The organism is Acinetobacter sp. ANC 4648 (assembly GCF_002135345.1).
Taxonomy (GTDB): domain Bacteria; phylum Pseudomonadota; class Gammaproteobacteria; order Pseudomonadales; family Moraxellaceae; genus Acinetobacter.
In genome coordinates this window covers 303,355-326,170 of record NZ_NEGI01000002.1, presented here as the reverse complement: position 1 = coordinate 326,170, position 22,816 = coordinate 303,355, and the positions used below count along the sequence as shown (strand labels likewise).

Here is a 22,816-nt window from a genome sequence, read left to right as displayed (position 1 = left end):
TTTGAGGGGATTTTTTTAACTATTTAAGCATCAATCGAATCATCTAAATTCGGTGCTAACCAACGCTTCGCCTCATCCATTGTCCAGTTTTTACGTTTTGCATAATCATCCAATTGATCTTGAGAGATTTTACCCACGTTAAAATATTCAGACTGCGGATTGCTATAATAAAAACCACTCACGCTTGAAGGTGGCCACATCGCAAAACTTGTGGTCAATTCTGTACCAATCTTGGCAGTCGAATCTAACCAACTAAACAATGTCGCTTTTTCAGAATGCTCAGGACACGCAGGATAGCCCGGTGCAGGACGAATCCCGACATACTTCTCTTTAATCAAATCTTCATTCGATAAGTTTTCAGCGGCTTGATAACCCCAAAATTCTTTACGAATACGCTCATGCAAATGTTCCGCAAACGCTTCGGCAAAACGGTCACCTAAAGATTGCGCAAGAATTGCAGAATAGTCGTCGCCCTTGGCTTTATACTCATGCGCCATTTCTTCCGCACCGAAGATCGACACGGTGAAACCACCCAAGAAATCTTCCGCTTGGTCTTTAGTTGCAACAAAATCCGCCAAAGACAAGTTTGGTTTACCAGTTACTTTGTCAGACTGCTGACGGATATGATGGAAGGTATGTGTTGTCGTACCAGACTCATCATAGACTTCAACAGAATCAGCCGCAGAACGATTGGCAGGGTAAATGCTAAAGACTGCGCGAGCATCAAAGCGTTTATTGTCAATGATGTCTTTTAACATCTCTTGTGCTTGATTATATAAATCAGTCGCAGCTTCACCGACCACTTCATCTTGTAAAATTTTCGGGAATTTACCCGCCAAACTCCAAGAAATAAAGAACGGTGTCCAGTCAAAATATTCCACCAAAGTTTCAAGCGGATAATTGGTCAATGTTTGCGAACCAATAAAGTTAGGAATTGCAGGTTTATTGGCAGCAAAGTCAATTTTTAAACCATTTTCAATGGATTCAGCATAAGATAATTTCGCTGCTTTCGGTTGTTTATTGGCAATACGTTCACGCACTTTTTCATATTCAGCACGGGTTTCTTCAACAAGCTTCGGCTTCATTTCTTTAGAGAGTAAAGTTGTCGCAATACCGACCGCACGAGAAGCATCTGCCACATAAATCACAGCATCATTTGAATATTGCGGATCAATTTTCACCGCAGTATGCGCTTTAGAGGTGGTTGCACCACCAATCATCAACGGTATATGGAAACCTTTGCGCTGCATTTCTTTGGCAACAAACACCATTTCATCTAAAGATGGGGTGATTAAACCTGACAAACCGATGATGTCACATTTTTCATCAATCGCCGTTTGTAAAATTTTCTCAGCAGGCACCATCACGCCAAGGTCAACGATGTCATAACCGTTGCAGCCAAGTACAACACCCACAATATTTTTACCAATATCATGCACATCGCCTTTCACCGTCGCCATCAAGATACGACCCTTAGATTGCGAACCTGATTTTTCAGCTTCGATGTACGGGTTCAACCAAGCCACGGCTTGCTTCATCACACGTGCAGATTTTACCACCTGTGGTAAGAACATTTTACCTGAACCGAACAAGTCGCCAACCACGTTCATGCCATCCATGAGCGGGCCTTCAATCACATCCAATGGACGTTTGGCTTTTAGGCGAGCTTCTTCTGTATCAATATCAATAAATGCAGTAATCCCTTTGACTAGTGCATATTCAAGACGTTTTTCAACTGGCTGCTCACGCCATTCGAGATTTTCAACGGCTTTTTGAGCACCCGCTTGACCACGGTATTGCTCTGCAACTTCAAGCAGTTTTTCCGTCGCATCTTGACCACTTTCACCTTGGTTTTGATTTAGGACAACATCTTCAACTGCATTTTTGAGTTCTTTAGGAATGTCATCATAAATCGCCATTTGACCAGCGTTTACAATACCCATGGTCATGCCTTGCTTAATGGCATGATAAAGGAAGACTGAGTGAATCGCTTCACGTACAGGCTCATTACCACGGAATGAGAACGATACGTTAGACACACCACCCGAAATCATTGCATGTGGAAGGTTTTGTTTAATCCAACCTGTTGCTTCAATAAAATCAACAGCGTAGTTATTGTGTTCTTCAATCCCTGTTGCAACCGCAAATACGTTCGGGTCAAAAATAATATCTTCAGCAGGGAAGCCGACTTCATTGACTAACACATCATAAGAACGCTTACAGATTTCACGTTTACGTGCAGCTGTATCCGCCTGACCTGTTTCATCAAATGCCATGACAATGATCGCAGCACCGTATTGACGGCACAAACGTGCTTTTGCCACAAACTCGTCATAACCTTCTTTTAAGGAAATCGAGTTTACAACAGCTTTACCTTGGACGCATTTCAAGCCTGCTTCAATGATTTCCCATTTAGATGAGTCAATCATGATTGGCACTTTGGAAATTTCAGGTTCAGAGGCGATCAAATTCAGAAAATGCACCATCGCACCTTGTGAATCGAGCATGCCTTCATCCATGTTGATATCGATGATTTGCGCACCTGCAACCACTTGTTGTAAGGCAACATCAAGCGCTTCGGCAAAGTTTTCTTCACGAATCAAACGGAGGAATTTTTTAGAACCTGTCACGTTAGTACGTTCACCGACATTCACAAACAAAGAATCGTCAGTAATGTTAAACGGCTCTAAACCACTTAAACGACATGCAGGTTTAGTTTCAGGTACTTGACGAGGCTTGATGTCTTTGACTGCATTGTAAATGGCACGAATATGGTCAGGGGTTGTACCACAACAACCGCCTGTAATATTGATTAGACCGCTTTCAGCAAATTCTTTTAAGAATGCAGCTGTTTCTTCAGGGGTTTCATCATAACCACCAAAAGCGTTTGGTAAACCTGCATTTGGATGTGCTGAAACAAAAGTATCGGCAACGTCAGAAATCGTTTTGACATGCGGACGCATTGCATCTGCACCTAAGGCACAGTTAAAACCAATTGACAATAAATCGCCATGACGGACTGAGTTCCAGAACGCTTCCGCAGTTTGACCTGTGAGTGTACGACCAGAGGCATCGGTAATCGTACCCGAAATCATCAAAGGCAATTCATAGCCAATCTGATTAAAAACTTCTTTCACTGCAAAAATTGCCGCTTTACAGTTGAGTGTATCGAATACTGTTTCAATCAGCAGAATGTCCGCACCGCCTTCAATGAGGGCATGCGTTGCTTCAATATAGTTTTCTTTTAATGCATCAAAGGTAATGTTACGAAATGCAGGGTCGTTTACATTGGGTGAGATAGAGCAAGTGCGCGAGGTTGGCCCAAGCACACCAGCCACAAAACGTGGTTTATCTGGAGTTGAATATTTTTCACAGGCTGCTTTGGCAATACGTGCTGCTTCAAAGTTAATCTCATGGACAAATTCTTCCATGTGATAGTCAGACATTGAAACTTTTGTACCGTTAAAACTGTTGGTTTCAATAATATCCGCGCCAGCATCTAAATAGGCTTCATGAATATCTTGAATAATTTGCGGTTGAGTCAGTACTAAAAGGTCGTTATTACCTTTGAGGTCGGATGCCCAGTCGGCAAAACGCTCACCACGGTAATCAGCTTCTTCAAATTTATGGCGTTGGATCATGGTACCCATTGCACCATCGATAATTAGGATGCGTTTGCTAAGAAGCTCTTTCAGGGTGGCAAGCATGGACATAAATAACCCCAATATTGGCAAGATTGGTTGAATTAAATGGATGATATTTTAGCAGATTTCAATACTGTTTGAGTGATAATCAGCTTTATTGTGACTACAAAGTAGAGGCTTGGTGAAATTTCCATCACCAAACCGTGCTGCATGCAAAATTGTGAGTTATAAATATTCATCAATTTGTCATATAACTCCAGCAAAATAGGGCAAATTGCTGCTTTGCGCAGCACTTAGGTTGAAATATTACAAATATTATTTCAGGTGAAAGTGTCATATTTTGTAAATATCATGCATCCATTATGTATATTATATTATTGTTTTTTATTGAAAAAATTAACTTTTGTTGCGGTGTTTTAATTTGAAGTTGAAGACAAATATTGATAAAATACTCTTCATATAAGCTGTGTTTGTCATATAATTGTCATAATTTAATTGAACAATAAGGGGATTTTATTATCCTCTTACCCGTCTGCATGAATTCTAATATTCCTCCCGTTTCAGATTCTCTACAAACGTCGACGGTCACAAAGTCGACCAATGTACATGTGCCAACACCGAAATTTTTTATGCCGGTGTTTTTGACGATCATTATTGCAACGCTTATTTATATTGGCGTGCAAGTCAGTGCAGACTTGGCACACGTTCCACCTTTGAGCTTATATTCAGTAATTCTTTTAGCGACTGCTTTATTCATCGCTTTGGGTTTTGAATTCGTCAATGGTTTTCATGATACTGCCAATGCAGTTGCTACCGTCATTTATACCAATGCGTTACCAGCACCCGTTGCAGTCATGTGGGCAGGTTTTTGTAATTTTCTTGGGGTTATGGTTGCCAGTGGGGCAGTAGCTTACGGCATTATTGCATTATTGCCTGTCGAACTAATTATGAATGTAGGGAGTGGAGCTGGTTTTGCCATGGTATTTGCCATGCTAATTGCTGCCATTCTGTGGAATTTAGGGACTTGGTTCTTGGGTATTCCTGCATCAAGCTCACACACCTTGATTGGTTCAATCTTGGGTGTTGGCATCATGAACTACATTCTGCACGCATCTAGTGGTGCGAGTGGTGTAGATATGGATCAAGTTACTAAAGTTGGTAAAGCCTTATTATTTTCTCCCCTGATTGGTTTTGCTTTTGCAGCAATTGTCTTCTTGATTGTAAAAAAAATATTTAAGAAGCAACTTGAACTCTTTCAACCACCTGAAGGTAATAAACCACCACCACCTTTAATTCGTGCCATTCTGATTTTTACCTGTACTGGTGTTAGTTTTGCACATGGTTCAAATGATGGTCAGAAAGGTATGGGTTTAATCATGCTGATTTTGATTGGTATTGTGCCTTTGGCTTATTCGTTGAATAAAGGTTTGGACCATCAACATTTACAAACATTTGCACAACTCTCTGCACAAACTGCAACAGTGATTGATGCAAATCATCGTGACATACCGGCTGCGCAAGCCCGTGATGTTTTGACTAAATATGTTCAAACGAAAGAGTTAAATTCGAATGTTGTGCCTGCTTTGGCCAGTATGACGGAGCAACTTGGTGAGCGTGTCGGTCAATATGGTGATTTAAAAGATATTCCAGAAGCAGAAGTTTCATCATTGCGCAATGATATGTATCTAAGTACCACGGCTTTTAAGCGCTTGGATAAAGTTGAAAATAAACCTGTTATGCCTGCTGATCAGGCAAAAGTGGTTAAAGATTATCGTAAAAGCTTAGATTCATTTTTACAATACATTCCAACTTGGGTGAAAGTTGCTGTTGCACTTGCACTGGGTTTAGGGACTATGGTCGGATGGAAACGTATTGTAGTGACTGTAGGTGAGCGTATTGGTAAGCATCATATGACTTATGGTCAAGGGATGTCTGCTGAATTGGTTGCGATGTCTACCATTGCCGCAGCGGATGGTTTTGGTATGCCAGTTTCAACTACACATGTCTTAAATAGTGCTGTTGCAGGGACCATGGTTGCCAATAAATCAGGTCTTAATTTTGCGACTGTCAGAACTATTCTTTCGGCGTGGATTTTCACTTTACCTGCGACCATTTGTTTGTCAGGTGTTTTATATTGGTTATTCCTAAAAGTATTTTAATCTGAATTGAGAATAAAAAAAACGCTGCATTTGCAGCGTTTTTTGTTGTTTAATAATGACTCTAGATCATCATAGAACATTATCTTTTTAATTTAGCGAGGCTTTTATTGATCGGTAATTTATCTGCTGCAAAACCATAAATGGCTGCGAAAGGCAGAGCAGTACGCGCTAAATAAGGTACACGCCATAATCCACCATGGTTAGCACCTTCCATCATCAATTCTAAAGGATGTTGCATAGGGGTATTGGGATTGGCTACAGATACTGGATTTTGTAGATCATGTACCCATAATGCCGCCATAATTGCATTGGTTGTTTCAGGCTGAAATGCTTCCACGTTAAAAAGATCAGCACCGTTAAATGCGGCTTTAAGCAGAGGGTTTTTAGTTACTGAATGCGTGGTTGTCGATGGAGCAATATTGATACTGACATGTTGTCCTTGATGTCTAGCTAACGTTGCACGCCATTGTTGAATACGTTTGGCCAAGGCATAATTTGGCCCTTGTTCCAGTACTAAGCAATCAGCAATACCGTAGACTTTACCATTGTCAGATGAAATTAATTGCTGATTATTATCCTTAAATAGCTGTTTCATGGAAAGGATTGAAATACCTTTACTGACTGCTTTTTCTATTTTTGAGCGATTATTAAACTTTTGTATAGAACCTTCAATGACTTCTTCAGGAACGGCATAGATATCTGTCGGAGTACACATATACATCAACGATGAGTCTGGCTTATGTTGACTGACATAACTCATAATACTGTCCATAGCCATAGACACTCGGACGTGCTTTTCACCGTCTAAATAGGCGATTGCGGCCAAATCAAGTGGACAAGGGTTTTGGATTAGCCAATGTGCAATTTCAGGAATGTGTGTGAGTAAATTGGTACCTAGTTTCGTCTTAAGTTGATCTATCGGTGCATTTGCATCAACTGGCTCTAAGCTCGGTGCATATAAAGTTGCATTACCTGATTTGATAGTGGTTAAAATTTTGTCCCAAATTTTTTCATTCGGAAGATCGATAGCAATAATATTGGCTTTCCAGCGTGATAACCATGTTAAAGGCCCCGCTTCAGATGCTGCACCAAATAACACCATTGTTCGATTAGATAAATCAAACCATTCTGGATGTGCATTCATTTCACGTAAAGCCTGCGCATGACTGGCTTCAATAATGCCTGAATTTTGCCATTTTTGAATTTGATCTAATAGGGATTGTCCTTGTAGTTTCTGGCCATGATAAGGTATATACCACTCAGGTTGAGCCTGACTTTCACCCGTAATTTTGGCTGTATGTAACTGTTGAATAGCAGGAATACTCATAACATCCTTGAACAAATAGCGTTGCCCAGTACGATGAAATTCAAAACTATGCTGGGCTTTATGTAATCCTTGTTTGGCAATCGTAATTGGATTATTCACAGCACGAATACCATGTGTGACCAAGGCTTTAAAGTAAATCGGATAGTTTTTGCGCCAATTTTTTTCGGTGAGTAATTGCTGCGAAATTTTATGATCTACAATCGATAATGCTTCAGCAATAATTTCTTTGCCGACATGTGAGGTGCTGGCTTTGTTAGTCAGCGGGTTTAGGGGAAAGTGTAAACCTTCTAAAGAATTGGGCATGCTAAATCTCTCATTTTATTATTGCATTAATATACGGATGTATACATTATCTATGCCAAGTTAAAGTTCGAGTTAGCATTAAGTGACAAAATTATGAATAAAAGTAAATCATCTTCAATAAGATGATTACTCATAAGTAAAATAATTTTATCTAGATCAACCAGAGCAAAAAATTACAATAAGTTGGAATTTAATCCTTAGAGATTGTTCTAAATCCAACATGCGAAGTGGCTAGATCTAGTTCTTGAGGGTGACGACTACTTGCTCTAAATCGTGCACAATAATTGTTGGCACACAAAAAAGAACCGCCTTTAATTACAAATGCTTGTGCCTGAATTTTTTGATGGCGTAAATGCTGGTAATCTCCCATATGTTGATCATGTGCACCCGTGTAGGGTGAGCTTGTCCATTCCCAAACATTGCCAATCAGGTCATAAAGTTTGAAATGATTGGCAGGAAAGCAACCTACGGGTGCTACATCTGTAAATTGATCTTGATTGGTATTTTTAAAAGGAAACTCACCTTGCCAATAATTCGCAATCGGATGATGTGATGCATTTTTCGGTTCATCATGCATGGCAACATCATGTTGAGCATTTGCCTTTGCTGCATATTCCCATTCTAACTCGGAAGGCAATTGACGGTTTAACCAAAGTGCATAATGTTCTGCATCATTTTTTGTGACATAACGCACAGGCTCAGCAGGCTGTGGTCGTTTTCCATCTTTTCCATATGGCGTTTTCCAAGTATAGCCTGATTTTAATTGCCACCATTGCTGAGGGTTTTGAATATCTGGGCTAAAAACAGCTGCTTGATTCTGTTTCTCAGCATCAGTGATATAATGTGTGGCTTCTACAAATGTATGAAATTGTGCAATAGTCACTTCAGTTTGATCCATCCAAAAGCCTTGTACGGATCTTTTTTTTTCACCAAAATTGATTTCATCGGAATAGGCCAATTTAGAGCCTAATTCAAATGAACCATCAGTGACCCAAACCATCCCAGCATGCTTTTCTTTTAACCAATTTTCTGGGAGCCCCGAATACTGTTTACAATCTTGGATGTTGCCCAATTTTAGTAGTTTGGTTTTTACATCTTTTGGTTCTGAATGTGAAAAGTTACAGCTTGCTAAAAGCAAGCTACAACTTATCCATAAGATATTTTTCAATATCATTTTTTATATTCCAAAACGCCATTATTTTGCGTGTATTTGTTATATACATCGACCAATTTGTTTATTTGTTCTGGATAGATCTCTGCCAAGTTATTTCTTTCAGCTCGGTCATCTTTAATATTATAAAGTTCCCATTTGCCTGTCCCTAAATTCGGATTGGCTTGTAAGGCAATTTTCCAATCTCCTTGTTTGGCATATTTATTACCGTGTAGTTCATCTGCAAAGCTGAAATCGACTGGGCGAATGGTTTTACTTTTATTTTCAAGAGTCGCTTTCCATGAATATCCTGTGGGGTTATTAATTTGACGTCCCTTGTATTGATCTTTAGGCACAGCAATATTTGCATATTCAAGCACCGTTGGAAGCACATCCAGTACTGATGTAAATCCATGATATTTAGCTTCTGAACCTTTTTGATTTGGAAGTTTTACAATAGCAGGAGCTGTTGTTGCACCTTCACCTGCGGTTCCTTTCCAAAGATGAAAAGGTGTTGAGCTCACTTCTGCCCAACGGGGGCCAATAAATGTGTATGAATTTGCTGTACCCAGACCAGTTAGTGAATTATCGACCTGAGCCTCTGGATTGGCGCTGCCAGCAGAGCCTTCTGCACCATTATCAGAAACAAAAAAGATCAGGGTATTTTCGTATTGACCGCTGGCTTTGAGCTGCTGAATAATCCGACCAATGTTGTAATCTAGATTTTCAACCATACCTGCATAAATTTCCATTTTTCGGGCTTCAGTGGCTTTTTGCTCAGTGGTCAGTTCGTTCCATTTCCCTGATTTTGCTGGTGCATTTTGACTATCGATAGGAATAGCAGCAGAGAAATTATTGGGTATGATCCCAAGTTGTTTTTGTTTTGCTAAACGTGCTTCACGAATCGTATCGTAGCCGACATCATAAACGCCTTTGTATCTATCACTGAAAGCTTTTGGAGCCTGTATCGGCCAATGTGGAGCTGTATATGCAGCGTAAGCAAAGAAGGGCTGTTTAGAGCTTTTACCACTGTCTAAATATTGTAATAATTTATCGGTGTAATAGTTTGTAGAAAAATAATCATCCGGTAATTTTGCAATTGGAACGTCTTGACCATCTTCGGTATAAGTTGCATTCCGTTTATAACCTGTGGGTGCTTGTTTGTAATGTAAATCAAAACCTTGCAGTAGTGTAAAGGAATGATCAAAACCTCTGGCTTTGGCATTGGTTTCAGGAGTTAAACCGAGATGCCATTTACCACTGATATAAGTTCGATAACCATTGTCATGTAGTACTTCAGCAAGAGAGAGTGAACGGGTATTTAAATAGCCTTCATAGCCCGTTTGTCCTTTGAGATGTGCAGGTGTAAGCTCAGCCATTGCACCAATCCCCGCTTGATGGTGATCAGTTCCTGAAAGTAGTTGCGAGCGAGTAGGCGAGCACGTTGGTGCAGTATGATAGTCAGTTAAAATTCTCCCCTCATTGGTTAACGCATCTAAATTGGGGGTGTGAATTTCACTACCAAAAGCCCCTAAGTCTGAGTAACCTAAATCATCGGCCATAATAAAAAGCACATTTGGCTTTTGTTTTTCAGAAACAGGAGTTTTATTTTCTTTGTAATCGCTGTCATTACAGCCGACTAAATAGAAACTGAAGAGTACGATAGAAATAGAGCTAACTAAATTTTTTCTTTTCATGTGGATGATCTAATTCAAAATTTTGTCTTAGATTAAAAGATCAGTTTTGTATAAAAAAATAACTAATTCAGCATTCTTATGCATTATTTTTACTGAGTATTTATTTGTATATCTGTAGCTGAAAAATGAATAAAAAAAGAAAAGTTAATTTAAACTTTTCTTTTAAAAATGGTGATTAGTTCAACATGCTTTATTTTAAAAAGGTAGTTTGCTGAGTTGCTGCAAGAAATGAGGAAAGATACGTGGTTCAATAATGATCGTCATAATCACACCATAAGCGGCGCCCCAAAGATGTGCACTATGATTGATATTTGAATTGCCACGTTTACCTGACCAAATACTATAGGCGACATATAGAAATGCAAAAATAATGGCAGGAACTGGAATAAAAAATACGAAAATTAACTTCCAAGGCTGAAATAGAATATAAGCAAAAAGCACGGCAGAAACTGCACCTGAAGCACCTAAACTTGCCCAATGCGTATCATTTTTATGTTTTAAATAACTAGGTAAAATCGCAACAATTAAGCCGCCTAAATAGAAAAGAATAAAGCCCATATCAAAAAAGTATTGACGATAAAAGCTTTCAATTACACTACCAAAGAAGAATAGAGTAATCATATTAAAGAGTAGGTGAGTACCATCCGCATGAATAAATCCGTGCGTGATAAAGCGATCATTTTGGCCACGATTCGTGACAGCAGGTGGCCAAAATATGAGACGGTTCATCAATTTTTGATTAGAGAAAGCAATTAAAGAGATGATAACCGTAATAATTATAATACTAACAGTATGATTAAAAGGTAAGTCCAGCATAAGGCGCCTTAATAAAAAAGCAAAAATGATGAGACATAATGCCATTATTTAGAATGAAGCATGGACTTTTTTATTAATTCCGACAATTTTAGTTGATTTTTACTCAAACTGCCTCATCTTCAGTTAAAATGGCAAGGTCAGCTTGAGGATAATGATATGTCGACTGAGAACATCAACACTGCAGTTGCAGATGAAATTCCAAATTTATTGATTACACCTACTGGGCAAGAGTATTTATTTGATTTGCTTTCAAAGCAAAATACTCCCGGTATTGCTGTACGTATTTTTGTGGAAAATGCAGGAACTCCGCGTGCTGAATGTTGTATGGCATATAGTGCTCCTGAAGAAATTATTACGACAGATTACAAGCAGGACTATGCTGATTTTGCCGCTTATATTGATGCACCATCTATTCCATATTTAAAAGATGCTGTGATTGATTACAACAAAGATCGTTTTGGTGGTCAGCTTACTTTCCGTGCACCAAATTCTAAAGTACCGCGTGTTGGACCTGATGCATCGATGGAAGAGCGTATTACTTACATCCTTCAAGCAGAAATTAATCCTGGCTTAGCTGGACATGGTGGTAACTGTGCCTTGGTTGAAGTGTTGGAAGATGAAGAGCATGGTTTAACTGCAGTACTTAAATTTGGTGGTGGTTGCCAAGGGTGTTCAGCAATTGATATGACGTTAAAACAAGGCGTTGAAACCACTTTAAAACAACATATTCCTGAATTAGGTCGTGTTGTTGACCAAACTGATCATAGTCAGGCTGAAGGTGCATATTTTAAATAAAATTTTAAAATTACCTTTAAATATCATGATAAAAAAACCTCCTTTTTGGGAGGTTTTTTTATGGACAAAAGTATAATTTTCACCAAAATTCGAATTCTTGGAGGGAGCTTATAAATATGCTCTTGGCCAAAATTATAAGATGTGCATGGTATTTTTCCTTCAATAGCCCTTGGTCAGCAATATCTGATAGACCCTTCAGTTTTCCTTTGTTAGAAGGTCTCGAAATAAATCCAGCCGAAATACTACATCAAGTTTAAAATTTTCAGCGTTTCATCTGAATAATAGAATTTTTCTAAATAGATACGAGCTCTCGTTCGTAGCTGTTCAGAAGCCACCATTTTTTGGAGGAGGGGTTCGAGTAAAGTTTGTAATTCATTTTGAATTAAGGCTTCATCGATGTTCAAATCACGTAATAGGAGATCAAAACTACGTTCTTGATTGCGGACATACCATGCATAAACACCATCATGAACCTGTTTTTGTAAATAATCCGTTTGACGGATATGCTCCCAAATTTCATGCCCTAAGCCCACCGTTTTAGGTAAATCATTGACTTCGATATAATGGCGTAGGCTCGAAGGTGGCACTTTCTTAATTTTATGCCACAGATTGGCTTGGAAGTGATACAGCTTATTATCATCAAATTGTTGATTTAAAACCTGTTCACTGAGCTGACTAATTTTGGCAATATTCTTTTGTAGATAGTGTTTCACCGTATCATCAAGATTGGTGTCAGTGATGGATTCTAAAACTGATTTCCCCATTTTCATAAAACGGCCAACGCTGGGCACTTTTTTATTCATGACTGAATTATCAATATAGTCTTGAATTGAATGATGAATGAGTTGAGTCAACATATTTGAAAAGGATGGATTGTGAACGATTCGTTTAATCAATGCTTTGCGGTGATCACTTTTACTCGCAATATATAGCGCCATTTTATCTACAGTTGTGACCGGAATAATATCTTCAATTTGAGTATTATCATTGGCAGGATGAATCAGGGCAAAACGAATGTGTTCTGCAATTTGTTCGATTAAGAATGTACTTGTAGAGGTTTGTAGAATCTGTTTTTGAATCAAATGATTAATTTGTTCAAAGCTCCAAATATCTTGCAATGTCTGCTTTCTAAACCAATGATAGAAATGAATGAACTCAGCGTGTATGGTTTCTGATTGGGAGGTCTCTTGATCTATAAATGCCAATTGGGCTTCAATCAGTTGTTCAATCATAGCGTGACACATAAAAGATCCTTATTTATTCATATAATGTTCAGAAAGAGAATTATTCTGATGTTGGGTTTTTTCAAGAAAGGATAAATAAGACATGGATACGCGTTCAGGTGCTTCTAATATTGGCATATGTCCCACATTGTTTAAAATAATGGGTGTATCAGGACGTTTTAATAAACCTTTTAAATCTTGTACCACTTCAACATTTACAATTTGATCTTGTTTTCCCCATAAAATTAAGGTAGGTGCTTCAATTTCCTTCACCATTTTAGCAAAGGAATTTGGAGTATATAATTTATTAAGCTCTGTGATTTGATTGATAATTTTTGCAGTTTCAGATGCACGAGAAATTAAGATTTTTTCTTGCTCTCGTTTGATCACACTCGAGGTAAAGGGTGGACTATACATCACTTTTTTCAGAACAAAATCGAGATCACCTGGTTGTGAAACTAATAATTGCTTTAAATAAATTGGATTTTTTAAGTAGTTGGTATTGTTGTTTTGAAATAAACCGCCGGAACTAATTAAAAACAGGCTTTGTGTGTCAAATGGATATTGAGAAGCATAGAACATTGCAATTGATCCACCTAAAGAATGCCCTGCAATATTCAGTTTATTTTGAATATGTGCTGCTTCTACAAAACGCCGTAATTGTTCAGTCACATTTGGAACGGAAAGATCAAAATTTGCAGGAACGATAGTACTACCACTTGAGGGTAAGTCTGGAATAATAACGTGATAATACGGTGTGAGTTGATGTGCAACTTCATTCCAAGTGTCACGACTACTGGCTAAGCCATGGATCAATAAAATTGTGGGTTTGTTTTTTGCTCCACCTTCGCTATAAGACCAAACGACATCACCAACACGTATCGTTTTGGTACTTAAACCTGCCCATGCTCTTTCCTCTTGTAATATTTTTTGATAGTCGATGTATTCAGCGACTTCTGCAACAGCAGAACTGGGTGTGCTGCAAATGAGCATTGTTGCAGCAGCTAGTGATAGCGCTGATGTGGTTAATATTTGAAGGATTTTTTGAGTGAGCAAATGAAGCATGCATGATCTTCCTTGGAGTAAGGACGCCATTATATAAAAGCAAAAATATTATTGATCATTTGTTTTCATTGAACATTTGCCAATGTTAAAGAATTGATTGTTTTTTTGCCAACTTGGAAAAATATTTTCATTGGTAAATTTTGAATTATGAGAAATAGTGCTGTGAGTTCAAGGGATAAATCTAACTTAGTTATTATTTTGTAGTGACTCGTTTGATTTTAAATCAATTAACAAAAATTGTAACAGAGTTTATTTTTGGTCAGTGACATTCGAAAAACACAGCATTAGAATAGTCTAACTCTCCAAATAAAATGGAAAAGCATCATGCTAACTGCTCAGGAAGCTTTAGAGCGTTTAAAACAAGGTAATCAACGTTTCGTTAAAGGTGAAACGCAACATATCAAGTTTTTATCGCATCAACAACGAGCGGAAATGGCGGAAAGTCAGGAACCTTTTGCAATTATCTTAGGTTGTTCCGACTCTCGTGTACCTGCCGAAATGGTCTTTGATCAGGGTTTAGGTGATCTTTTTGTCATTCGTGTTGCTGGCAATATTGTTGCACCATCCCAGGTGGGAAGCGTAGAATTCGCTGCCGATAGCTTTAGTTGCCCAATTGTCATTGTGTTAGGTCATACGCATTGTGGTGCGATTCATTCCACTATTGAAGCGTTGCGTCATCCAGACAAGACATCATCATCTGCAAACTTAATGTCGATTGTGAACCGTGTGCGTCCATCAGTTGAAATTTTAATGCAGACTGAATTGAAAGATGATTTAGAGAAACTGTCGGTACATGCAATTCGTTCGAATGTTTTTGCTTCGGTAAATCAATTACGTCATGGCTCGGCTGTATTAGAAAACCTAATCGCGAAAGGGCAATTAAAAGTGGTTGGGGCAGAGTATTCGCTTGAAACAGGTGAAGTCACCTTCTTTGATTTCTAAAATATTTTTAATTGATGTATAAAATTAAAAAATATAAAAAGAGCCAGTTTTTTGATCTGAACTGGCTCTTTTTAATGAATAATTTGTATTAGGATTGTGCTTGTTATTTATTTTATTTTTTGAGTTTTCTGTAATTCAGTGACAGCGCTAGAAAAGCTAACACAATAATCAATATTACATAAATATTAGCAGTACTAATAAGCCCAATTTTATTTATAAAATAACCTGCAAAAATGGCAGGAATACTAAATGCTAAATAACTTTCAACAAAAAAAGCCGCCATTAATCCTGCACGTTGTTCTGGCAAAGCCAAAGGCATCAGACTTCTTAATGAACCTAAAAAACCTGTTCCAAAACCCAAACCAGTAATCAGTGATCCAATAAATAGTAAGGTAACATTTGCACTGTTAATTCCAAGCAAAAGAATTACTGCCCCAAGCATTAAACTGATTGTCCCTGTAAGTAAGATGCGTGCAGGATGAAGATTCCGTACCATTAAAATACCAACTGCACCTGCTAGAGTTAACGCAATGAAGCTCATGCCACTTAGCCATACCGATTGCGTTTGAAAGGTTTTTGCCAATAAGGATGGCATGAGCGATAAATAAAAACCACTGACCATCCAAACAGCAATATTAATCGGCGTGATAGAGAGTAAAGTATTTTTTGCTTGAGTTGGAACAGCTAGATGCGGTTTAAGTGAGTTTATTGCTCCTTGACGTTTTTGTGCTGTTTCTGGGGCTAAAAAAACCATCAAAAGTTCAAGGATTAATAAACAATACAGGACTTCAAAAATTAGTTTTAAGGGGATGGATGAAAATTGTAAAATTGTACAAGCCAGTAATACGCCTATTGCCATACCAAGCATGGGAGAAATACCATTGATTAAAGCTCCATTTTTTTTACTTAAATCGAGTAATGCTGCACCGATTGCAGAAACAGCGAGTCCCGTGGCAAAACCTTGAATGGCTCTAGCGGTAAATAACATCATAATATTAGATGCATTTAAAAACAGGAGCATTGAGATAATTTCTAAAATGATGGCTAGAATAATCACTGGACGACGTCCAATATAATCGGACAAAGCCCCCATAACTAACAATGAGCTAAGTAAGGTAAAGGCATAAACTGCAAAAATAAGCGTAAGCGTACTTGGAGAAAAATGCCAAATATCTTGATAAAGTCGGTACAGAGGTGTGGGAGCACTTGAAGCAGCTAAAAAAGTCATTGTTGTTATGGTATGTGAAGCTAGCGTAACTTTTGGGCTCAATCTGAAAGAAACTTTAAGCAGATTAAATTTTGAGTAAGTCATATTGCATTAGTGGTATAAAAGCTAATTATTTGCTTTTATACCACTAATGCAAATAATTAGCTTTAATGATCCGTACAAAAAAATGCAGAACTATTAGAATACGTCATCAAAAGTACGAAGAAGTAAGTTGAGGTTGTGATGACAAAAAATGTATCTGGCTTACGTCCAGGGGGACGTAGTGCAAGAATACAAGCTGCTGTACATCAGGCTGTTTTACAGTTGCAAGAAGAAATGGAACAAGACCTCATCACAGTTCCATTGCTTGCACATAGAGCAGGTGTGACTCCATCTACGATTTATAGACGCTGGGGGAATATTAATCAGCTATTCTCAGATGTCGCTTTGCTTGTTTTACAACCTGATAATGCCCCTAAAGATTTAGGTTCATATCCATTCGATTTATATGCATGGGTAGAACAATATTTTGAAGAATATTCATCACAAGTAGGGCGTGGCTTACTCCGAGATATTTTAGCTTCAAAAGATTTACCTGATTCTGGGAAGTGTGCTGAATATATTTGCCAGCAGCTAAATGTGATTAATGAAAGAGCTTTAGGCCGTAAAGAGCAGATAATTCCTAATCAAGAGATTATTGATCGGATCATTGCACCCATACTTTTTCAGATTTTATTTGTCGATCAACCACCACAGATGGATTATGTGACTCGATTATTAGATCGACTACTTCAAGAAAACAACTTATTGATTCAAGGATGATTAAGTTGTTTTGTAATGTGGCTTAAATAAAAAATTAGATTAATTAAACGATGAAGATTCAATTCAAGATACTGAATATTTTTATAAAGCATCTTTTATATAAGGATATGCATTGTTCAAGAGAATTTTTTGTGCAGCGGCATTTGGATGAATTAAATCTTTTTGGATCAGATTAGGATGCCCTGCAATACCCTCCATAAAGAAAGGTAATAGTTTGACCTTATATTTTTGGCTGACCACTTTATAATTATTTTCAAATGCAGTGCTATATGCAGTGCCATAATTCGGTGGAATTTTCATTCCAAAAATTAAAACAGTCGCTTTGGCTTGTTGCGAGAGTTGAATCATCTGAGCCAAATTACTTTGGATCATTTGCGGTGGTTGCCCACGTAAACCATCATTCCCTCCTAGCTCAATCACTACAATATTGGGTCTATGGATTTGCAATAGTTTTGGCAAGCGAGCTAAAGCACCACTCGTGGTTTCACCACTGACACTAGCATTAATAACTTTATGCTGTTTAGGAAATTGTTGGTTTAACCGCTGTTGCAACAGATTGACCCAACCTTGCTGTGGTGTAATACCATAACCTGCGCTCAAACTGTCTCCAACAATCATGATACTTTTTGCAAAACTACTAACAGGAATTAGACAGATCATGCTAAAAAATAAAGTATGAGCTATTTTTTTTACCGTGTTTAAATTTAACAATTTTTTAGTTTGCATATAGGGTTTCTTGACAATGTCTTTGGTTCAGTTTGATGCAACAAGCTCCATCATGCCACAAGTAATTATTTCCGCACAGCAGCTTACGCAAAGTATTCAATTACATAACAAAACATTAACTATTTTAAATGCATTAGATCTGAATATCTACGCAGGAGAACAAGTGGCGATTACTGGGCGATCAGGCTCGGGAAAATCAACACTGTTGGGTATTTTAGCCACATTAGATCAAGCTATTTCTGGCAAAATGTGGATTTGTGGCGAGGCGATACATGAGTTGAATGAAGAACAACGTGCCTTGATTCGCTTAAAATATATTGGTTTTGTCTTTCAATCCTTCCAACTCTTGCCACATTTATCTGCTCTAGAAAATGTCATGTTGCCTTTACGATTACAACCTAATTTTCACTATGCAACTGCAGAAAAAAAAGCACTAAATCTCTTAGAAAAAGTCGGTTTGGAACGTCAAAGCAGCCAAACACCTAAAGTCTTATCAGGTGGTGAGCAGCAACGTGTTGCAATTGCAAGGGCACTGATTACTGAGCCAAAAATTGTATTTGCAGATGAACCAACTGGAAATTTAGATGGACAGACTGCAACAGAAATAGAACATTTATTATTTCAGCTTAATCGTGAATTAGGCACCACCTTAGTCCTAGTTACGCATGATTCTAAGCTGGCCGAGCAGTGTCAACGACATTTTGAATTACTGGATGGAAAATTAATTGAACATGCCACTCAAGGAGTTATTTGATGATCATGGCATTGTTCAAACCTTTATTTAAACAGAGTTTCAATAGTACAGGGATTTATCTCCTCATCATTGCTTTGAGTTTAGCCATTGGAGCAACGACAGCATTAAAATTTAGTAATGAACAAGTTCAGCAAGCAGTGACCTTACAGGCTGCTCAGATGCAAGCAGCCGATTTACAGCTTAGTGATAATTATCCGATTGAAAAAAAGTGGCTTAAGCAGGCTGATGAACTCAAACTTAAACAATCTCAAGTGATTATGTTTGGTTCTATGGCTTCGACGCATGATCAATTTGTGATGGTGAATGTCAAAGCCATAGATCAGGTTTTCCCATTACGTGGGGAATTGCGGGTTTTACCTGATACTGAGCATATTCAAAGTGGCGAAGTCTGGTTAAGTCAACGAGCCATGGATTTGTTAAAAGCCAAAATCGGAGACAATATTCAAATTGCAGATGGTCATTTTAAGGTGACTGCAAAAATTGAACATGATTCCAATCAAGAATTAGGTTTTTCAGCATTTTCACCGACTGTGATTATTGCTTTGCAAGATGTTGAAAAAACCAACGCCATTCAGGCGGGGAGTCGAATTGAATATCGCTTATTAATGGCAGGGGATGCAAAAAATATTGAAAAATATGAACAATCCTTTCAAGCATTCGAAGATGCGGTAAAGAAAAAACAGCAAGCGGCATCAACTACACATCAGTCTAGTCAAATAGAAGCATCTTCAGATATTAATTCAACTGAATTTGAAACAGTAAGCAACTTGAAATTGCGCAATGCCAATGATGGCAATACACGCTTAATGAAACCTATTGAAAACCTAGATACATTCCTACAATTAGCAAATATTCTGACTATTTTACTGTGTGGAATTGCCATTGCACTCACCAGTCAACGTTATGTACAGCAGAATCAAGATCATATTGCCTTGATGCGATGCATTGGGGCGAAGAAAGGGCAAATTCTTCAAGCTTATATCGTTTTATTATTGGCTGTTATTCTGATTGCGATGATATTTGGTAGTACTCTAGGTCTAGGTTTAGGTTATGTTCTTTTGCAATTTATGTTGCAATTGATTCCCAACTTAGATCTACAATTTTCAATATTTTCCATGTTACTTGGGCCATTACCGATTGCTATTTTTACCAGTGCAATTGTTTTATTTGGCTTTGTTTTTCCAAGCTTATGGCAATTATTAAATACTCCCCCCATCCGTGTGATTCGACAACAACAAAAGTCCGCCCGTTCAATACTGTGGATGATGAGCACGGGTCTTATCAGTTTGATTATTTTTAGTTTAGTTTTGACTGAAAATTTGACTTTGTCAACGATGGTAATAGGGGCTGTAATTCTTTTAAGTGGCTTATTATATGGCATGGTATGGTTGATCTTAATCTCCTTAAAGGCACTTAAGAATCAAATTTCTAGCTTTGTACGTGTGCCAGCACAAACGGCATTGCAAGTAACTGCTTTAGCTTTGGGACTCAGTTTAATTACAGTACTTGCTGTATTGCGAACTGATTTATTGGAGCGTTGGCAACAGCAGTTACCTGAAGGAACTCCCAATCAATTTATTTATGGTTTACCACCTTTTGAAGTAGAGCACTTTAAACAACTATTACAAGCGCAGCATTGGCAAAGTACACCGCTTTATCCTAATGTTAAAGGACGCTTATTGGCTAAAAATGGACAAGTATTTTCACCACAATTTATTGAAAAGAGTAATTCCCTACGTCGCGAATTGAATCTAACCCAGACCAATCAATATCCAACCGATAATGTGATTGTGCAAGGTAATCCTAAACTCAATCAAATTGGTGATGTATCGGTAGAAGCTAAGCTTGCGAAAGAGTTAAATATTAATATTGGTGATCAGTTAACCTTTAGCTTACCAGAAGGACAATTAAACGCCAAAGTAGTCAATTTACGGACTGTGGAATGGCAAAGTTTTAGTCCCAATTTCTTCTTTATTTTTGCACCACAAACTTTAGATGAAAATGCAGGAAGTTATCTAGGAAGTTTCTATGTGCCTCCTCAAGAAAAGTCACAACTGGTGAGTGTGATCCAGCAGTTTAGCAATACGGTATTTATTGATGTTTCTTTAATTCTGGGTGAAATTAAACGGTTGGTAGATGTGCTGGCACAAATCATTACGGTACTTGCGATTTTAGTAAGTCTTTCAGGGTTTTTAGTCTTAATTGCATGTATCAATTTATTGTTGGATGAGCGTAAAAGAGAGGTGGCTTTGTTACGTTCATTTGGAAGTTCCAAGCGACAACTCAAAAATATGATGACTGTAGAAATCGGATTTATTGGTTTAATTGCTGGTGTTGTTTCGTGTTTATTTGCAGAAGTAATTAGTGCGATTGCAAGTTATCGAATGGGTTTAGAAATCCAGCCGCATTGGGAAATCTGGGTGATTTTGCCTATTCTAATGAGCGCATTATGCGCTGTAATTGGCCGTTATCGACTAAGTTATTTATGCGATATCCCACCTTTGCAAAGTTTGAGAGAAATTAATCAATAAGAATGGATTGATTTCTAAACTCCCATCTTAGATGGTGGGAGTTTGATTCAAAATGAGTGATTTAAAGGTTTAATTGACTACGCATTTGAGTAATTGCTTCTTGCCAGAGTGGCGTAATTGGTTGAACTAGGCTTTGGCAATATAAATATACTGCATAAGTAATTAATGCACCCAATATCAGTACGATGATCTGCGCAAGCATTCCTTGTCTAAGGCGTTGTAGTACATACCATGTTAACGCCAATAATGCGCCCATGAGCATACCGCCAATATGCGCTGCATTATTAATTCCCGTTGCAAAAAAACCAAACGCTAGGTTAATGGCTAATACAATAATGAGGGATTTTTGATCCAGAATAAAGCGTTGATTGGGAGTTGGGGGAAATAATGATAGTACGGTAAGCGCTCCACCTAGTCCCATCACTGCCCCAGATGCTCCTGCGGATACGCGTGGTATTAAGCTTGGATCAAAATTTTGTAGTAATTCATAACTATGTCGAATATCTAAATATCCGCTGAGTAAACTGCCCATTAAGCCTGCAAGTACATATAAACCGAGATAATAAATACGACCTAAAGTTTGTTCAGCAACATTGCCAAATACATAAAGTGCCCACATATTGAACATTAAATGCATTAATCCAAAGTGGAAGAACATACTGCTAAATAAACGAAATGGTTCCTCTAAAAAGGTTAAAGGTGCATAATCAGCCCCCCAACGTAATGCATCAGCTGTGCTTGGATCTGTAATATTCACCCCAGTTAAAATTTGCCAAGTAAATAATCCAACATTGATGGCAATCAGTAATAGGGTAATTTTTCCACTCATATTTTGTGTTTGTACAAAGGTAGGCGTGTGTTGATAATCCGACATGCGCTAGTTTCTATGTTTTTTATTGATAAGTTCAGCTTAGCATGAAATTCCAAAATATTCGGAGTAACACACTGACATGAAAGCCTTTATTGTTCGTAGTTTGTTAATCCTTGTTAGTATTCTGATTATTATTCAATTGTGGATTTTTTCAAGTCTAGTCTATTGGCGTACGCATGCTGTCGAAACCACGATGTTTATGCGTTGGACATATTTATCTGATTTCCAACCCATCAAACATCAATGGCGTGATTATAATGATATTAGCGATAACTTTAAGCACGCCATTGTTGCTGCTGAGGATGCTAAATTTGTTGATCATCATGGATTTGATTGGAATGGAATTGAAGGTGCATTACAACGCAATCTAAAAAAAGATAAAGTGGTGGCGGGTGGATCTACTATTTCACAACAATTGGCGAAAAATTTATTTTTTTATAATCGTCGTTCCTTTATTCGTAAAGGGCAAGAAGCTATTGCCACAACCATGATGGAACGGATGTGGACCAAACGACGTATTTTAGAAGTGTATATGAACTCAGTGGAGTTTGGGGATCATATTTATGGTATTGAGGCGGCAGCCCAATATTATTTTGGTAAAAGTGCCAACAATTTAAGCAAGGAGCAGGCTGCATTCTTAGCTGCAATTTTGCCTAATCCTAAATATTATCAAGATCATCGAGATGATGCCAAAGTCCAAAATCGTAAACGAATGATCTTGAAATATATGCGTTATACTCGAATTCCAGATTAATACTATGATTCTAAAAGATAAAAAAAGCAC

General features: G+C 37.9%; 17 protein-coding genes. 7 read left to right on the top strand and 10 right to left on the bottom strand.

Annotation, left to right across the window (positions count from 1 at the left end; all coding sequences use genetic code 11):
* Positions 1 to 23 precede the first annotated feature (23 nt).
* The gene (gene metH, locus B9T27_RS04605) at positions 24 to 3,713 is read right to left on the bottom strand and encodes a methionine synthase (protein WP_086205672.1); all 3,690 of its coding nucleotides are present in this window, start codon (positions 3,711 to 3,713) and stop codon (positions 24 to 26) included.
* A gap of 467 nt (positions 3,714 to 4,180) precedes the next feature.
* On the opposite strand from metH, the gene B9T27_RS04600 reads away from it, so the two are divergent.
* Positions 4,181 to 5,803 carry an inorganic phosphate transporter gene (locus tag B9T27_RS04600; RefSeq protein WP_086205671.1) on the top strand — a complete coding sequence of 541 codons (1,623 nt, stop codon included), beginning with the start codon at positions 4,181 to 4,183 and terminating at the stop codon, positions 5,801 to 5,803.
* Between the two features lie 79 nt (positions 5,804 to 5,882).
* Here B9T27_RS04600 and B9T27_RS04595 read toward each other — a convergent pair whose 3' ends face one another.
* The 4 genes from B9T27_RS04595 to B9T27_RS04580 form a co-directional block, all read right to left on the bottom strand.
* Positions 5,883 to 7,433 (bottom strand): hypothetical protein, encoded by a 1,551-nt coding sequence (locus B9T27_RS04595; RefSeq protein WP_086205670.1) that lies wholly within the window; start codon positions 7,431 to 7,433, stop codon positions 5,883 to 5,885.
* Between the two features lie 190 nt (positions 7,434 to 7,623).
* The gene (locus B9T27_RS04590; protein ID WP_086205669.1) at positions 7,624 to 8,607 is read right to left on the bottom strand and encodes an SUMF1/EgtB/PvdO family nonheme iron enzyme; all 984 of its coding nucleotides are present in this window, start codon (positions 8,605 to 8,607) and stop codon (positions 7,624 to 7,626) included.
* Positions 8,604 to 10,280 (bottom strand): arylsulfatase, encoded by a 1,677-nt coding sequence (locus B9T27_RS04585; protein ID WP_086205668.1) that lies wholly within the window; start codon positions 10,278 to 10,280, stop codon positions 8,604 to 8,606. Before B9T27_RS04585 ends, B9T27_RS04590 begins: the two co-directional genes overlap by 4 nt.
* A 195-nt stretch (positions 10,281 to 10,475) precedes the next feature.
* Positions 10,476 to 11,096: a rhomboid family intramembrane serine protease gene (locus tag B9T27_RS04580; RefSeq protein ID WP_086205667.1), complete on the bottom strand. Its 621-nt coding sequence runs from the start codon at positions 11,094 to 11,096 to the stop codon at positions 10,476 to 10,478.
* Positions 11,097 to 11,252: 156 nt separating this feature from the next.
* Between B9T27_RS04580 and nfuA the strand changes: the two genes are divergently transcribed.
* Positions 11,253 to 11,891 carry a Fe-S biogenesis protein NfuA gene (nfuA, locus tag B9T27_RS04575; RefSeq protein ID WP_086205666.1) on the top strand — a complete coding sequence of 213 codons (639 nt, stop codon included), beginning with the start codon at positions 11,253 to 11,255 and terminating at the stop codon, positions 11,889 to 11,891.
* 242 nt (positions 11,892 to 12,133) lie between these two features.
* Here nfuA and B9T27_RS04570 read toward each other — a convergent pair whose 3' ends face one another.
* Positions 12,134 to 13,135 carry a hypothetical protein gene (locus tag B9T27_RS04570; protein WP_086205665.1) on the bottom strand — a complete coding sequence of 334 codons (1,002 nt, stop codon included), beginning with the start codon at positions 13,133 to 13,135 and terminating at the stop codon, positions 12,134 to 12,136.
* Positions 13,136 to 13,144: 9 nt separating this feature from the next.
* Entirely contained in the window at positions 13,145 to 14,179 is a 1,035-nt protein-coding gene (locus tag B9T27_RS04565) for an alpha/beta fold hydrolase (protein WP_086205664.1), read from the bottom strand.
* A 324-nt stretch (positions 14,180 to 14,503) separates the two neighbouring features.
* Here B9T27_RS04565 and B9T27_RS04560 point away from each other — a divergent pair, with 324 nt between their 5' ends.
* A complete protein-coding gene (locus B9T27_RS04560; protein ID WP_086205663.1) occupies positions 14,504 to 15,121 on the top strand; it encodes a carbonic anhydrase in 618 nt (205 codons plus the stop codon).
* Between the two features lie 112 nt (positions 15,122 to 15,233).
* Here B9T27_RS04560 and B9T27_RS04555 read toward each other — a convergent pair whose 3' ends face one another.
* Positions 15,234 to 16,433, bottom strand: coding sequence for an MFS transporter (locus B9T27_RS04555; protein WP_213033008.1), 1,200 nt, complete (start codon positions 16,431 to 16,433; stop codon positions 15,234 to 15,236).
* A gap of 138 nt (positions 16,434 to 16,571) precedes the next feature.
* On the opposite strand from B9T27_RS04555, the gene B9T27_RS04550 reads away from it, so the two are divergent.
* On the top strand, positions 16,572 to 17,150 hold the full coding sequence (locus B9T27_RS04550; protein ID WP_086205661.1) for a TetR family transcriptional regulator: 579 nt from the start codon (positions 16,572 to 16,574) through the stop codon (positions 17,148 to 17,150).
* 81 nt (positions 17,151 to 17,231) lie between these two features.
* Here B9T27_RS04550 and B9T27_RS04545 read toward each other — a convergent pair whose 3' ends face one another.
* Positions 17,232 to 17,810, bottom strand: a complete 579-nt coding sequence (locus B9T27_RS04545; RefSeq protein WP_171263340.1) for an arylesterase — start codon at positions 17,808 to 17,810, stop codon at positions 17,232 to 17,234.
* Positions 17,811 to 17,892: 82 nt separating this feature from the next.
* On the opposite strand from B9T27_RS04545, the gene B9T27_RS04540 reads away from it, so the two are divergent.
* Both B9T27_RS04540 and B9T27_RS04535 read left to right on the top strand, forming a co-directional pair.
* Positions 17,893 to 18,630 carry an ABC transporter ATP-binding protein gene (locus B9T27_RS04540; RefSeq protein WP_086205659.1) on the top strand — a complete coding sequence of 246 codons (738 nt, stop codon included), beginning with the start codon at positions 17,893 to 17,895 and terminating at the stop codon, positions 18,628 to 18,630.
* A 2-nt stretch (positions 18,631 to 18,632) separates the two neighbouring features.
* Positions 18,633 to 21,161, top strand: coding sequence for an ABC transporter permease (locus tag B9T27_RS04535; protein ID WP_086205949.1), 2,529 nt, complete (start codon positions 18,633 to 18,635; stop codon positions 21,159 to 21,161).
* A gap of 61 nt (positions 21,162 to 21,222) precedes the next feature.
* Here B9T27_RS04535 and B9T27_RS04530 read toward each other — a convergent pair whose 3' ends face one another.
* Complete coding sequence (locus B9T27_RS04530) at positions 21,223 to 22,035, bottom strand: rhomboid family intramembrane serine protease (protein WP_086205658.1); 813 nt, start codon at positions 22,033 to 22,035, stop codon at positions 21,223 to 21,225.
* Between the two features lie 76 nt (positions 22,036 to 22,111).
* Here B9T27_RS04530 and mtgA point away from each other — a divergent pair, with 76 nt between their 5' ends.
* A complete protein-coding gene (gene mtgA, locus B9T27_RS04525) occupies positions 22,112 to 22,786 on the top strand; it encodes a monofunctional biosynthetic peptidoglycan transglycosylase (protein ID WP_086205657.1) in 675 nt (224 codons plus the stop codon).
* The last annotated feature ends 30 nt before the right edge of the window (positions 22,787 to 22,816 follow it).